Origin of the sequence: Pantoea sp. BS_8, from assembly GCF_041954965.1 — a bacterium.
Taxonomy (GTDB): Bacteria; Pseudomonadota; Gammaproteobacteria; order Enterobacterales; family Enterobacteriaceae; genus Pantoea; species Pantoea stewartii.
Map to the genome: position 1 here is coordinate 35,809 of NZ_JAVAXU010000007.1, position 14,866 is coordinate 50,674.

Below are 14,866 nucleotides of genomic sequence, written 5' to 3' on the forward strand. Positions count from 1 at the left end.
TGATAATAGTGCGCGCATGTTACGCTGAGACGAAAAAGTCGTCAACCGGCGGCTAGACGGTTTCCAGTTTGGCGTAGGCAGCTACCAGCCACTTGATCCCCTGCCCCTGAAATGCCACCTGAAGGCGGCTGTGTTCCCCGCTACCTTCCAGATTCACGATGGTGCCTTCACCAAACTTCGCGTGACGAACGCGCTGTCCCAGAGAGAACCCTGTGTCGCTTTTGCTGATCGGTGTGCCCATGCGCTGATGGCTGACCGGCCGCGTAACGCTGGCGCGTAACCGGACTTCTTCAATACAGTCTTCGGGCAGCTCACCAATGAATCGCGAGGGGCGATGGTAAACTTCTTTTCCGTACAGACGGCGGGTTTCCGCGTACGTCAGCGTCAGTTTCATCATGGCACGTGTGACGCCAACGTAAGCCAGGCGGCGCTCTTCTTCCAGCCGTCCACCTTCGTCCAGCGCCATCTGGCTGGGGAACATGCCTTCTTCCATGCCGACGATAAATACCTGACTGAACTCCAGCCCTTTCGCAGAGTGCAGCGTCATCAGTTGTACCGCATCCTGCCATTTGTCCGCCTGCCCTTCGCCGGCTTCCAGCGCGGCATGCGACAGGAAGGCCTGAAGCGGCATCAGGTCTTCATCTTCATCCTGATAGCTAAACTGGCGCGTGGCTGTCACCAGCTCCTCAAGGTTTTCGATACGCGCCTGGCCCTTTTCACCCTTTTCCTGCTCGTACATCAGCCACAGACCGGAATCCTTGATGACCCGATCGGTCTGTACGTGCAGTGGCATTTCGGCGGTTTCGCTTGCCAGTGAATCCACCAGCTCACAGAAACGTTGCAGGGCAGAGGCGGCACGGCCGGCGAGCGCGCGTGACTGAAGGAGTTCACGCGTTGCCTGCCATAAGGTGATCTGCTGTTCGCGGGCCGTCTGACGCACCACATCCAGCGTACGATCGCCCACGCCACGTGTGGGCGTATTGACAACGCGCTCGAAGGCCGCATCGTCGTTGCGGTTGGCTATCAGACGCAGATAGGCCAGCGCATCTTTAATTTCCTGGCGCTCGAAGAAGCGCATGCCGCCGTAAATCCGGTAGGGCATACTGGCCTGCAGCAGGGCTTCTTCCAGCACGCGCGACTGGGCGTTACTGCGGTAAAGAATCGCGCAATCGGCCAGCGCATTGCCATTTTCCATCCAGGCTTTAATGCGATTGACGACAAAGCGCGACTCATCCAGCTCGTTGAAGGCGCAGTAAACCGAGACCGGTTCGCCATCGCTGCCATCGGTCCACAGCTCTTTGCCGAGTCGGCCATTATTATTGGCAATCAGGGCGTTAGCGGCTTTCAGAATCGTGTTGGTGGAGCGGTAATTCTGCTCAAGACGAATGGTATCGGCACCGGGAAAATCCGTCAGGAAGCGCTGAATATTTTCAACCTGCGCCCCCCGCCAGCCATAGATGGACTGATCGTCATCACCGACGATAATGACTTTGCTGCTGTCGCCCGCCAGCATACGAATCCAGGCATACTGAATGTTGTTCGTATCCTGAAATTCATCCACCAAAATATTGCTGAAACGCTCACGGTAGTGATTCAGGATAGGGGGCTTGTTTAACCACAGTTCATGGGCCCGCAGCAGCAACTCGGCAAAATCGACCAGCCCGGCACGATCGCAGGCTTCCTGATAGGCCTGATAAATGCGCAGCCAGGTCTGTTCTACCGGGTTGCCATAGCTTTCAATGTGCTTCGGCCGTAAACCTTCATCTTTCTTGCCGTTGATGTACCACATGCCCTGACGCGCAGGCCACTGCTTCTCATCCAGATTCATCGCCTTAATCAGGCGTTTGAGCAGGCGCAGTTGATCTTCACTGTCGAGGATTTGGAAATCCTGCGGCAGGCCCGCGTCGAGATGATGCGCACGCAGCAGACGGTGCGCAAGGCCGTGAAACGTGCCAATCCACATACCGCCCTGACTGGTGCCGATCAGGTGCTCAATACGGTGACGCATCTCTGCCGCCGCCTTGTTGGTAAAGGTCACCGCCATAATGGAATAAGGTGAACAGTTTTCAACGGACAGCAGCCAGGCGATGCGGTGCACCAGAACGCGTGTTTTTCCACTGCCCGCGCCCGCCAGCACCAGCAGGTTGCTGCGCGGTGCCGCAACGGCAGCACGCTGTTTGTCATTCAACCCGTCGAGCAGTTCAGAAACGTCCATAAGCACCAATAAGTCAGAGAATGCGAAGCATAAGACTGGATAAATTCACAGCCATTATAGCAGCGAGGTCAGTGATGCCAACTGTGAAATTTCAACGTGGGGCAGAAGACGGGCATCGTCAATGTGCATCAGATTCCCCTCACGCAGGTTAATCCAGCAGGCTTGCATGCCATAACGTAACGCGCCTGCCACATCCGTAGTGAGATCGTCACCGACGTGAAGAATACTGCCCGGGGCGATATTCAGGCGTTGCGCGGCAAGGTGATACATATCCTGCCACGGCTTCGCGCGCCCGTCTGGGCCAGCACGCAGTGAAAACTGGAAGTAGGCTGACAGGCCGAGCTTTTCAGGCTGCGCGTTACCATTCGTAATCGCTACCAGCGGGACTTTTTTCGCCAGCGCTTTCAACGTGTCATGGGTTTCCGCCGGCATCGCCACCTGGCTGCGCCAGTGATGGAACACCTCCATGATCTGGGCGGCGCCCGCTGTCGCGTCTGCTGCCGTTAAGCCCGCGTCAGTCATAAGCAGCTCTATCGTACGACGGCGCCATTCTGTCACATCGTGATAAATGTCAGGTTCACGAAGTCGCAGTTGATTGCGCAGCGTCGCCACATCATCCGGCGTCACGTCACGCAGTGCAGGATGAAAAGCCTGCAGAGCGGCATGCGATGCTTCTGTGGTTTTACGTATGACCGGATAGTTGTCATACAGCGTGTCGTCTAAATCAAAGGTAATCGCTTTGATGGCACGCAGCGGGCGATAGAACTTCATTCACTCTTTCCTCGTTTGGCGCGGGGATGCGCAGCATCATACACCGAAGCCAGGTGCTGGAAATCAAGGTGGGTATAAATTTGCGTCGTCGACAGGTTGGCATGACCAAGGAGTTCCTGCACCGCGCGCAGATCGCCACTGGATTCCAGCAGATGGGTTGCAAAGGAGTGACGCAGCTTGTGCGGATGAATATGGCTGTTCACGCCCTGTTTAATGCCCCATTCGGCAAAACGTTTTTGAACATTACGGGCAGAGATGCGCTTGCCCCGGCTGGAGAGAAACAGCGCATCGTCGTCGGCGTTAAAGGCGAGACGGTGCGGCAGCCATTGCTGAATCCAGTTGACCGCCGTGCGTCCAATCGGTACGCGCCGCTCTTTATTGCCTTTTCCTGATACCCAGACTTCTCCCGCCTCAAGATCAACATGGCGGCAGTCCATATTGACCAGTTCGGACAGGCGAAGCCCTCCGCCGTACATCACTTCCAGCATGGTACGATCGCGTATTGCCAGCGGATCGTTAAGATCGATTTCCAGCAGTTGATTAACTTCATCGACGTCGATATTTTTGGGCAGATGGCGGCCATTACGCGGTGTGGCAATGCCTTTCGCCGGATTGGCGGGCAGCATGTCCTGGCTCACCTGCCAGTCAAGAAAACTGCGTAGCGCCGAAAGCCGTAGCGCCAGACTGCTGGAGGCCAGGCCTGCCCGACGGCTGCGGGCAGCCATACTGCGTACCATGGCGGGATCGAGTTGCGACCATGCGCCGACCTTCATTTCATCGGCGATGCTCACCAACGCCTCTAGCTGGCGCGCATAGCTGCTCAGCGTTAACGGGCTGAGCTGGCGCTCAACCTTCAGGTAGCGCAGAAATCCGTCAACGGCCTCCTGCAGCACGCTGCTCATGCGCGCTCCACCCAACGTTCCAGTAATTCCGGCATCATCTGCGAAAGATGCTGTAGCAGTAAGGTTCCCATGCCCGACTGATAATGCAGGCTGTCGCGACTGCTGAACATGATGATGCCGAGTTCACCCTGTTCGCCCATCAGTGACATGGCCACCGAGCCGATGGCTTTCGCCTGGGGCAGCAGTAGCAGCAGTTCGGGGCCATTAATACTGCCGAGATAGTGCTGTTCATTACCGAAGCGCTGAATGCGCAGCGGTTCAAAGGCCTGGCGCGCCAGGCCAAGCTGCACAAAATCAGAGGGCGCACCCAGCCGCCACTTATCGTTAAACAGGCGGATATTGGCCCCGGCCAGGCCCAGCTCACGCGCCCAGCGATGCAAGCGGTTCAGCATATCCTGCAGTGAACTCGCGGCGGCAAGATGGCTTTGCAGTGCAAGCAGGCGGGCAAAAAGTTGCTGGTTCGCCGTGGCCTGCTCCATCAGCAAGGTGATTTCTTCTTCCAGCCGTTGAATATGGTTGCGCTGGCGCGCCATGTGCCATTCCACCAGCGAAACACTGCCGCGAACCGGATGCGGTACGGCCATCTGTTCGACCTGGCGCGCATTACGCATAAAGAAATCAGGATGCTGTCGCAGATAATCACTGACGGCCTCATCGTCCAGCAGAGGTGTGTTTTCCACCTGCTCTTCGACATTTTTCATAAGTGAATAAACCCATCGTAGACATGTGTGGCCGGGCCGGTCATAAACAGCGGCTGTCCGGCACCTTTCCAGGCGATGTGTAACGTACCGCCTGGCAAATCAACGCGCACTTTCTGGCTCAGAATCCCCTGCTGAATGCCACAGGCCACCGCTGCACAGGCACCGCTGCCGCACGCCTGCGTTTCGCCCGCACCACGTTCGTAAACACGCAGCCGGATATGTTCAGGGTTGATGATTTCCATAAAGCCAACGTTGACGCGCTCAGGAAAACGCTCGTGGCTTTCCAGTATCGGTCCCAGCAGCTCGACCTGTGCGGTTTTGGTGCTTTCGACCTGAATCACGCAATGGGGATTTCCCATGGAGACGGCACCAAACATGACCGTCTGCTCCGCCACGCGAAGCAGGTACAGGTTTTCAGCCTTGTTAGCGCGGAAAGGCACCTGCTGGGGCTCAAAATTGGGCTCCCCCATATTCACGCGGACCAGCTCGTCGGGCGTAACGCTGAGCACCATTCTGCCCGCCTGGGTGCTGACGCGAATGTCGCTTTTATTGGTCAGGCCTTTCAGCTGGACAAAGCGGGCAAAACAGCGCGCCCCGTTACCGCATTGCGCCACCTCGCTTCCGTCCGCATTGAAAATACGGTAGTGGAAGTCGAGATCGGGATCATAAGGCGGTTCGACGATCAGTAGCTGATCAAAACCCACCCCTAAATGGCGATCGGCCAGCCGGCGGATCAGTTCCGGCGAGAAAAAGACGTTTTGCGTCACAGCATCCACAACCATGAAATCGTTGCCGAGACCGTGCATTTTGGAGAACTGCATTTTTTGCTCCGCCGGATACGCCATAAGAATTATTTCATTTGTGAGCTTGAATCACCGGTCACCAGACCGCCCACATCCGCTTTAGAGGCCTCGGCTTTCTGCTTTTGCGTGGGCGCTGACGTGGGCGCGGCTTGTTTTGGCGTTTCCTGCGGTGGGAAGTAGAGCGGTCCTTTCAATCCACAGCCTGCAAGGCTTGTTAATGCCAGTGTCATTGCTAACAGGCTTATCGCTTTCTTCATTCTTTATGCTCTTCATGTCCTGTGTCCTGGATGCTTATCATCGCAGTTGAAGTTGGAAAAGCAACAGGAAATCCCAGCAATTCACGCAAGCCTTGTGGCAGGCCCTGGCAGAGCGCCACAAGCCTCCGGCAGAACTCAGTGCATCTGATAGCGTGGTTGATAGTCGTTGTTGTCGTTATCGGGCTGTGAGGCGCACAGCGCCGTTAATGTCTGATTCCTGAAGGGAATCACCTGATAACGGTCACCCACATTCACGATTTGGTAAAACTGCGGCAGGTTGAAATTGATAAAGCTAGAGCCGTAGGTAAAACGATCGTGTGACGACGAGTAAAAACGGCTGACATCCCGCACCAGCTCTTCTTTGCTGCCTTCACAGTGGTGGTAGACCTCAACGCGGTTACTTTCATCCAGGATATAGATATTGAAGCCGCGATCGTCAGTGGTGTCTTCAAAGAAGAACTGAATGATCCCTTCGCTGGCGTAGCCATTGACCACCGGCGGCAAAGGCGTCTGATTGGACTCAACCTTGATCGACAAACCGTGCAGCTTGTTATTGGATATGGCGCCATAGAACTCAACGGCGTTTTCCAGTTTCTGCACCGAAACCCCCATGCGTTCAAAGAACAGACCCCAGGTCTGGCCGGCCATGCGTAATGCCTTGAACCGGCCCGGCTCCTGACGCGTACTGGAAAGGCGCAGTTCAATACATTCAGACACCAGTTGCTGCACACGGGTACGAATCAAGCCGCGCAAATGCTGGCTATAGCAGAACACCTCCACCGTATCTGGCGGTGAGGCATCCTGATGCATTTTACCCAGGATGGTCTTCAGACCTTCTATCATCGCCTGTTCGCCACTAAAGTGCAGCGTACGCACTTCATTCCATGAGTTACGGTACAGCAGGTCAATGCTGCCAATTAAACATTGCTGCTGCTGGCCAAAGCTGAAGACATCGAGCTTACGGAAATCAAAATGCACCACCTGGTTACGGAACGCCGAGGTCGGATCGTGCTCAAGGTTAACGATGATCGCCAGGTGACGAATTTCACAGGGGCTGTAGAGCGCTTTGGGCGTGGGTGCAGGCAGGCGCAGCGGGAAATGGCTGGAGACATCATCAACCAGCTCCTGCAGGCGCGCCAGATCACACAACTCGTTGCCTTTGATATGCAGACGGGTTTTGCTGGTCAGCAGACCATTGAACCATGCCCAGGCCACCAGCTTATTGAGATAGCGGTTATATTCCAGTGGCTGGTGACTGATGATCGAGCTCATATCCGGCGCCTGATTATACAGATACCAGCCTGGACGATTGGCGCGGCCCGCCGGCACATGAATAAAGGTCAGGTTGGATTCGGACAGGTCGGGGGAAATCTGCGGATTAACCAGCGTCACCTTGCCCGGCAAAGCCTCAAAGGCAGCGTACAATTTACGGGTCAGCACGCCGATATCCTGCGGGCTGGCACTGACGCTTAAATTGTTGCGGCGGGCAAAGCGGATAAGATTGCGATAGCTTTGCATCATGGCATCGAGCAACTCATTATGCGCTTCGCGGACGCGTTCGATTTTCCATTCGGCACGGTTGTCCAGAATGGCGAGCTTTTCATCGTCCCAACCCCAGGATTTCACCAGCTGCGACAGAATTTCACGACGCCAGCCGCTACGTTGCTGATGGTCATCCGTACTGAGTTTTTCGCATACTTTCAGATAGAAGCAGCGGCGTACTAAATCGAGCCGCGGCTGATCGTCGATACTGGTGAGATAATGCGTAACGCGCTCCAGCATCATGCAGTAAGGATCCAGACCGAAACAGACGATCTCGCCATCGTGCAGTCGCTGTTTGATGTCCATCGCCAGCAGTTTAGTGTCCGGGTATTCCCAGCTGTAGGCTTCAAGCAGCAGCGTTTTCAGGACTGCTTTGTAAGGTGAGTCGATACTTTTATACAACTGCCACAGGCTGGCACCAAAATACTCTTCCGCTGACAGGGTACTGAGGCCGCCTAAATCAAGCCACTCGTTGGGCGTGAGCACGCCTTTCGCGTAGAGCGACATCACATAGTCATCATAGTGATGCTCTTCTTCGCCCGGCACCATATTCCACAGGATACGTTTACCTGCCATGCGCACGGCTGTGCGGTAGAACTCGTCCAGCAGCAGTATATGCTGAGTGGAACCGCAGTCCTCACCGCCAAGATTCCCGCTTTCGTTATGGCGGAAGCGGTTTTCATCGATCAGGAAGAAGCTGACTTCGATGCCCATGGAGGCGCACCATTTTTGCAACAGCGCACATTTGCGCTGCAGATTGAGGCGCTCTTCATTATCCAGCCAGGATTGATGGCACACCCAGATATCCAGATCGGACACGCTGTTTTGTCCAACAGAGGAGGTACTGCCCATCGAGTAAATACCGGTAATGGGCAGTTCGCCTTTTGGCGCGTCGACCAGGGTAAGTTCTTGCTCGCCTGTTAACTCGGCCAGTAGCTGCAGTTGGTTTTCATCAGGCGTGAAGACGTTGATGCCATGTGGAACGTTACCTTTGAGGTAACCCGGCATCAGCGGATGTTGATAATGTAATAAGATCGGCAGCAGACTGTAGACTCGCTGAAAAGCGGGTCCCATTGCAGCCAGCGCGCGATCTACGCGCAGCTGGTTAATTGCATCCAGTCTCTGTTTCAGTGTCTCAATATAGAGGTACAAGACGTTTCGCCTGGTTGTCCTGGAGTTAAGCACCCTGCTTCCGCTCTCTGCCACTTATTATAAAGATGTCGTGCAGATTATTGCTGGAAACGTGATCAATCTATCACTCGCCGGATTGACCGTAAAGAAAGTTACGCTACCGCTATTTTAGCACGGTTTCGTCTACTTTTCGCACACCCAACGAGCGGCCTGCGATTACTGCCTGATATCTCAGGTTTAATCTGCGGGCGGTTCTTTTCAATCCGTTGAAACTGACAGCCTTCCCTCAACGATGATAGGATATTCGATGAACGATCTAAATGGTTAACGGCATGTTAAACAAAATTTTCAGAATTGCTACACGACAAAGCCCTCTTGCCATGTGGCAAGCACAATATGTACAGCAGCGTTTGATGAGCGCCCATCCGGGTTTACAGGTTGAACTGGTGCCCATGGTGACCAAAGGCGACATCATCCTGGATACGCCGCTGGCTAAGGTGGGCGGTAAGGGGCTGTTTGTCAAAGAACTTGAGCAGGCGATGCTGGAGAACCGTGCCGATTTGGCCGTGCATTCGATGAAAGATGTGCCCGTAGCGTTCCCGGCAGGCCTGGGCCTGGTCACCATTTGCCAGCGTGATGACCCACGCGACGCCTTTGTCTCAAATCATTACGCGTCGATCGACGAGCTTCCTCATGGCGCGGTGATTGGTACGTCCAGCCTGCGCCGTCAGTGTCAGATCAGTGCACGCCGTCCCGACCTGGTCATTCGCTCGCTGCGCGGCAATGTCGGCACGCGGTTAAGTAAGCTTGATGCTGGCGACTATGACGCCATTATCCTTGCCGCCGCCGGCCTTAACCGCCTGGGGCTGGAAGCGCGAATTCGCCAGCTACTGCCGGCTGAAATTTCACTGCCAGCCGTCGGCCAGGGTGCGGTGGGCATCGAATGCCGCCTGGATGACAGCACCTTAATTGGGTTACTACAGGCACTGAATCATGATGATACGGCTGTCTGTGTCAAAGCTGAGCGCGCCATGAATACCCGTCTGGAAGGCGGCTGTCAGGTACCTATCGGCAGTTTTGCGGTGCTGAATGGTGATGAGCTCTGGCTCCGGGGTCTGGTTGGCGCGCCGGACGGCAGTACCGTTGTAAGCGGCGAGCGCCGCGGGCCACGGTCTCAGGCCGAGCAGATGGGAATCTCGCTGGCCGAAGAACTGCTTAACAACGGCGCGCGTGAAATTCTGCACGACGTTTATCAGGGACAACCCCCCGTATGACGATTCTGGTCACGCGCCCGGAACCCGCAGCGGCAGAGCTGGTCTCCCGACTGCACGCCCAGGGTAAACAGGCGTGGAGCCTGCCCCTGATCGAATTCGCGCCGGGAGCTGACCTGCCCTCATTACCGGCTTCGCTAACCACGCTGCGCCGGGGCGATATGGTCTTTCTGCTCTCGCAGCAGGTTATCCACTATACACAGCATGCTGTCAAAGCATGGCCCGCAGACCTGGACTATTATGCAATTGGTCGCAGTACCGCGTTAGCGTTTCATACAGTGAGTGGCTTACAGGTGACCTGGCCTCATGCACAGGAAACCAGCGAGGCGCTGATCAAGCTGGCCACGTTGCAGCAGGTGTCAGGTAAACGCGCGCTTATCCTGCGTGGCAATCAGGGCCGCGAACTGCTGTCAGAAACGTTGACGGCACGGGGCGCGCAGGTCTTCTATGCCGAGTGTTATCAGCGCTGCCAAAAACATTATGACGGTGCAATCGAAGGCCGCCGCTGGCGCGATCGTCATGTTTCTACGCTGGTCGTCACCAGCGGCGAAATGTTGCATCAACTGTATTCGCTGTTCCCCGAGGTTGATCGCGAGGAATGGCTGCTCCGCTGCCGACTGATTGTCGTCAGCGAACGTTTGGCTTCTGTGGCCGCCAATCTTGGTTGGCAGGATATTCACGTAGCCGAAGGTGCCGATAACGATGCGCTACTGCGCGCGTTATGTTGAACTTAACAATGGGATGTGCCAGATATGACGGAACAAAAAGACACCTCCGCCGTGGTTGAAGAAACTACACCAGCGGTTGATCGCGATGCTTCTCTTCAGGAACAACCACCCCGCAAGCAAAAGAACGGCGGCATGGTCCTGGGAGCGGTCGCGATCGTCATCGCTCTGGCGATTGGCGCAGGTTTATACCTGAACGATAAACACCAGGCCGAATTGCAGGCACAAACCAATCAGAGTCTGAGCGAACAGCTTGCCAAGCTACAGCAGCAGGCAAACAGCGATAAACAGCAGCTTTCTCAGCAGCTGAGCACCACAGAAAAAGCGTTAGAGACCGCTCAGGCACAACAGGTGGCTTCTGAGAAAGCGCTGCAGGCGTTGCGCGAAAAGTTAGCCTCCATTTCAGGAAACGACGTGCGCAGCTGGCTGGTGGCTCAGGCAGATTATCTGGTGAAACTGGCGGGTCGTAAGTTGTGGAGCGATCAGGATGTCACCACGGCCGCAGCGTTGCTGAAAAGCGCTGATGCCAGCCTGGCAGATATGAACGATCCCAGCGTCATGAATGTGCGTCGCGCGTTGACGCAGGATATCAGTACGCTTTCGGCTATCTCCCAGGTGGACTACGACGGCATTATCCTGAAGCTTAATCAGCTATCAAACAACGTGGATAATTTACGTCTGGCCGATAACGACAGCGATGACGCGCCGATGGACAGCGACAACGGTGAACTTTCTGGCTCTATTCGCGAATGGCGTCAGAACCTGGTGAAGAGCTGGCACAATTTTATGGATGACTTTATTACCATCCGTCGCCGGGACAACACTGCCCAGCCCTTACTGGCCCCGAATCAGGACGTTTACCTTCGCGAAAACATTCGTTCTCGTCTGCTGATCGCGGCCCAGGCCGTGCCGCGTCATCAGGAGGAGATCTACAAGCAGTCGCTGGAAACCGTCTCAACATGGGTGCGTGCCTGGTATGATACGAACGATGCCTCGACAAAAGCGTTTCTGGCCCAGTTGGATGAACTTAGCCAGCAAGATATCAATATGGATCTGCCAGACAGTCTGGAAAGCCAGCCGTTGCTTGAACAACTGATGCAAACGCGCGTGCGTAACCTGATGGCACAACCCTCTGCCGCCGCAAACCAGCAGGGAGGCTGATCATGCTTAAGGTATTTATCCTCTTTGTCCTGTTGATTGCAGGGATTGTGCTGGGGCCGATGATTGCCGGCCATCAGGGCTATGTGCTGATCCAGACCGACAACTGGAATGTGGAAACCAGTGTGACCGGCCTTGCCATTATCCTGATTATCAGTTTGTTAGTGATTCTGGCGGTGGAGTGGCTGCTGCGTCGCCTGTTTCGGACGGGTGCCCGTACCCGTGGCTGGTTTACCGGACGCAAGCGCCGTCGTGCACAGCGCCAGACACAAAACGCCCTGCTTAAACTGGCAGAAGGTGATTTCAGGCAGGTAGAAAAGCTGCTGTCCAAAGACGCCGATCATGCTGATGTTCCTGTCGCAAACTATTTGCTCGCGGCAGAAGCGGCTCAGCAACGAGGCGACGAAATGCGGGCTAATCAGCATCTTGAACGGGCAGCTGAACTGGCTGGTAATGATGTTATCCCGGTCGAGATTACCCGAACCCGCATCCAGCTGGCGCGACATGAAGATCACGCTGCCCGCCACAGTATTGATCGTTTACTCGAAGTGGCTCCGCGTCATCCGGAAGTCCTGCGCCTGGCCGAGCAGGCCTATATTCGTACCAGTGCCTGGAGCGCCCTGCTCGATATCCTCCCGTCCATGGAAAAAACGCAGATTGGCAGTGAAGAGCACCGCGCTGCACTGCAACAACAGGCCTGGCTGGGTCTGATGAATCAGGCGATGGCCGATCAGGGCAGTGAGGGATTAAAACGCTGGTGGGGAAATCTGAGCCGTAAAACACGCCATGAGACCTCGTTGCAGGTGGCGATGATTGACCATTTGATTGAGTGTGACGATCACGATACCGCTCAGGAGATTCTGCTGGATGGGCTGAAACGTCATTACGACGATCGTCTTGTCCTGTTGACGCCGCGCCTTAAAAGCGGTAACCCGGAAGCGCTGGAAAAAGCGTTACGTCAGCAAATTAAGCAGCATGGTGCCACGCCTTTACTGCACAGCACACTGGGTCAGTTACTGATGCGCCATGGTGAATGGCAGCAGGCAGCGGAAGCCCTGCAACAGGCGCTGGCGCAGCGCCCCGACGCTTTTGACTACGCCTGGCTGGCGGATGTGTATGATCGTCTGCGCCGTCCGGAAGACGCCGCAAAAATGCGTCGTGAAGGTCTGTTACTGACGCTGAAGAACAATCCCGATGCCTGATCTGTTAAAACCGGGTTCGCCCGGTTTTTTTACGCCCACAGGTTGAGACAAAAAAAAACACCTGCCGAAAGCAGGTGTAAAATCAGGTCGGTTTGACAACCGAGAGGTACCCGACTCAACGTGGTGTCTGTTAATCCTGTAAGGCTTTCGCGATACAGGCAGGCAGACAACAGGTACCCAAAATTGGCTCTGCGTCATTCCCAAGTTTATGTAGCCGAAGCAGACATAAGAGGTGGAATGAGCATCTACGCATTAATTATTGCATAATCCATGCCAGTTGCGCTTTTTATTTTTTTATTAAATTAAAACAAGGAATTAGCAATAAATAATTTTATCACTCTTTGCGCGCTGCCTGGGAATTGTCGGGATAATGCGACACAGCACTCGCTTTACGTCGCAAATAAGCGACACGTAAAGTAAAGGCGCGTCAACTTCATTTAAAACAATGCGTTAAGCGTCTCAATTCTGCGACAACCGCTTAATGCCGGTTTCCGCGGAACTACCGTAAGCAAATCAGGCTGGACAGACGAGCAATAGCGCCGCTTACGGCGGAAACGCAAACCAAATTTCTTTCTCACCACATCTGACCAGAAACCGCTCTCACAGATGCACATCGCCCTTTCGGCAAGACGGTAAACCTGTTTGTGCAGACCGTTCTGGTGAGAGAAGACTATGCTTCCTGTGCAGGTTTTTGCATTCGCAACGTTGCCTCGCTTCGCCCGGCACAAACCGCCTTCGGTGGTCTTCACCCTCTTTTGTACGGCCGAAAAAAAACCTGTCTTCTCAGACAGGTTTCTAAAAATGGTCGGCGAGAGAGGATTCGAACCTCCGACCCACTGGTCCCAAACCAGTTGCGCTACCAAGCTGCGCTACTCGCCGATTTTTTTAATTTGTTTTGCCTGGTGCGAAGAGAGGGACTTGAACCCTCACGTCCGTTAAGACACTAACACCTGAAGCTAGCGCGTCTACCAATTCCGCCACCTTCGCGTATCCCAGCAAAATCTGGGGTGGCTAATGGGACTCGAACCCACGACAACTGGAATCACAATCCAGGGCTCTACCAACTGAGCTATAGCCACCACTGTACTGAATGTTGTAAGTCAAACCTACAGCATTTAAATCTTTCTACCTAACGCGGTACTGATACCACCGAAGCTCATACGCACAAACTAAATGGCGCGCCCGACAGGATTCGAACCTGAGACCTCTGCCTCCGGAGGGCAGCGCTCTATCCAGCTGAGCTACGGGCGCGTAGCGCCGTTGCGGATGTGCATACTAGAGATAAGCGCCCATCCTGTCTAGTGCTTTTTAAAGAAAATAGCGCGTTTGATTACGCTTTGTGCATTTCGTCGACAAATAACGCATTTACGCCTGTGCGGACGCGAAATTCTGGCATTAATCAGCGATATCACAGATCGCCACGCCAGTGATAACGCAGGTATTTCACCAGCTTTAACTGCCTGCGCAAGCGACTGGGCTGCACGAGCAAGCGATAGAGCCACTCCAGCCCCAGTTTTTGCCAGAAGACAGGCGCACGCTTTACGTGTCCCGTAAAGACATCGTAGGTGCCGCCTACGCCCATATACAGCGCCTCTGGCCACTGCCTCTGGCAATCCGCCATGAAAAGCTCCTGGCGTGGTGAGCCCATCGCTACCGTCACCAGCTTTGCGCCGCTCGCTGCAATACGGGCACACAGCGCCTCACGTTCAGACGGGACAAAATAACCGTTCTGGGCACCGACGATGTTGACGTTCCACTGACGACGCAGCTTCGCGCACGTTTCATCCAATACCGCCTCACGGCCACCAATCAAAAACACCGGTGTCCCCTCGCGGCCAGCGCGTTGCATTAAGGCTTCCCACAGATCGGCACCCGCGATGCGCTGCACGGAGGCCTGGGGATATTTCTTTCGAATCGACCGTACAATACTGATGCCATCAGGATAATTGAATTCGGCCTGCTGGATTTGGGCGCTCAACGCCGCATCCCGTTCAGCACTCAAAACCTTTTCCGCATTAATGGCCACCAACGTACCTGTACGGATACCGGATGGGGGCATCAAAAAATCGACAAACGCTGTCATGCTGTCGAAACCGTACAGGGTGATACCGCGAATCTCGTAGCGTGGTGTACCGGTGTGCGTACTCATATCTTTATTGTTTTTCCCTTTCATACCAGAGGTGCATCA

12 protein-coding genes and 4 tRNA genes are annotated in these 14,866 nt (G+C 54.8%); 4 read left to right on the top strand and 12 right to left on the bottom strand.

Annotated elements, in window-relative coordinates; translation table 11 throughout:
- Positions 1 to 52: 52 nt before the first annotated feature.
- From uvrD to RAC65_RS14185, 7 genes are all read right to left on the bottom strand, one after another.
- Positions 53 to 2,215, bottom strand: a complete 2,163-nt coding sequence (uvrD, locus tag RAC65_RS14155) for a DNA helicase II (RefSeq protein ID WP_039339236.1) — start codon at positions 2,213 to 2,215, stop codon at positions 53 to 55.
- Positions 2,216 to 2,269: 54 nt separating this feature from the next.
- Positions 2,270 to 2,986, bottom strand: coding sequence for a 5-amino-6-(5-phospho-D-ribitylamino)uracil phosphatase YigB (gene yigB / locus RAC65_RS14160; protein WP_033737361.1), 717 nt, complete (start codon positions 2,984 to 2,986; stop codon positions 2,270 to 2,272).
- Entirely contained in the window at positions 2,983 to 3,888 is a 906-nt protein-coding gene (xerC, locus tag RAC65_RS14165) for a tyrosine recombinase XerC (RefSeq protein ID WP_375096813.1), read from the bottom strand. Before xerC ends, yigB begins: the two co-directional genes overlap by 4 nt.
- On the bottom strand, positions 3,885 to 4,589 hold the full coding sequence (locus tag RAC65_RS14170) for a DUF484 domain-containing protein (RefSeq protein WP_006121450.1): 705 nt from the start codon (positions 4,587 to 4,589) through the stop codon (positions 3,885 to 3,887). Before RAC65_RS14170 ends, xerC begins: the two co-directional genes overlap by 4 nt.
- Positions 4,586 to 5,410, bottom strand: coding sequence for a diaminopimelate epimerase (gene dapF, locus RAC65_RS14175; protein WP_033737412.1), 825 nt, complete (start codon positions 5,408 to 5,410; stop codon positions 4,586 to 4,588). The genes RAC65_RS14170 and dapF overlap by 4 nt, the downstream gene beginning before the upstream one ends.
- A gap of 29 nt (positions 5,411 to 5,439) precedes the next feature.
- Positions 5,440 to 5,649: a lipoprotein gene (locus RAC65_RS14180; RefSeq protein WP_033737356.1), complete on the bottom strand. Its 210-nt coding sequence runs from the start codon at positions 5,647 to 5,649 to the stop codon at positions 5,440 to 5,442.
- A 135-nt stretch (positions 5,650 to 5,784) separates the two neighbouring features.
- Positions 5,785 to 8,343: a class I adenylate cyclase gene (locus tag RAC65_RS14185; protein WP_033737355.1), complete on the bottom strand. Its 2,559-nt coding sequence runs from the start codon at positions 8,341 to 8,343 to the stop codon at positions 5,785 to 5,787.
- Between the two features lie 311 nt (positions 8,344 to 8,654).
- Between RAC65_RS14185 and hemC the strand changes: the two genes are divergently transcribed.
- Genes hemC through hemY form a run of 4 tightly spaced genes read left to right on the top strand, consistent with a single transcriptional unit; the run spans position 8,655 to position 12,678 of the window.
- Positions 8,655 to 9,596 carry a hydroxymethylbilane synthase gene (gene hemC / locus RAC65_RS14190; protein WP_033737410.1) on the top strand — a complete coding sequence of 314 codons (942 nt, stop codon included), beginning with the start codon at positions 8,655 to 8,657 and terminating at the stop codon, positions 9,594 to 9,596.
- Positions 9,593 to 10,321, top strand: coding sequence for a uroporphyrinogen-III synthase (gene hemD / locus RAC65_RS14195; RefSeq protein WP_006121445.1), 729 nt, complete (start codon positions 9,593 to 9,595; stop codon positions 10,319 to 10,321). The genes hemC and hemD overlap by 4 nt, the downstream gene beginning before the upstream one ends.
- 24 nt (positions 10,322 to 10,345) lie before the next feature.
- The gene (gene hemX, locus RAC65_RS14200; protein ID WP_058701511.1) at positions 10,346 to 11,479 is read left to right on the top strand and encodes a uroporphyrinogen-III C-methyltransferase; all 1,134 of its coding nucleotides are present in this window, start codon (positions 10,346 to 10,348) and stop codon (positions 11,477 to 11,479) included.
- Positions 11,480 to 11,481: 2 nt separating this feature from the next.
- On the top strand, positions 11,482 to 12,678 hold the full coding sequence (hemY, locus tag RAC65_RS14205) for a protoheme IX biogenesis protein HemY (protein WP_375096814.1): 1,197 nt from the start codon (positions 11,482 to 11,484) through the stop codon (positions 12,676 to 12,678).
- A gap of 802 nt (positions 12,679 to 13,480) precedes the next feature.
- Here the strand turns inward: hemY and RAC65_RS14210 are convergent.
- From RAC65_RS14210 to wecG, 5 genes are all read right to left on the bottom strand, one after another.
- A tRNA-Pro gene (locus RAC65_RS14210) sits at positions 13,481 to 13,557 on the bottom strand.
- Between the two features lie 21 nt (positions 13,558 to 13,578).
- Positions 13,579 to 13,665, bottom strand: a tRNA-Leu gene (locus tag RAC65_RS14215).
- A gap of 16 nt (positions 13,666 to 13,681) precedes the next feature.
- A tRNA-His gene (locus RAC65_RS14220) sits at positions 13,682 to 13,757 on the bottom strand.
- A gap of 95 nt (positions 13,758 to 13,852) precedes the next feature.
- Positions 13,853 to 13,929 (bottom strand) — tRNA-Arg (locus tag RAC65_RS14225).
- A 157-nt stretch (positions 13,930 to 14,086) separates the two neighbouring features.
- The gene (wecG, locus tag RAC65_RS14230; RefSeq protein ID WP_006121441.1) at positions 14,087 to 14,827 is read right to left on the bottom strand and encodes a lipopolysaccharide N-acetylmannosaminouronosyltransferase; all 741 of its coding nucleotides are present in this window, start codon (positions 14,825 to 14,827) and stop codon (positions 14,087 to 14,089) included.
- Positions 14,828 to 14,866: the final 39 nt, after the last annotated feature.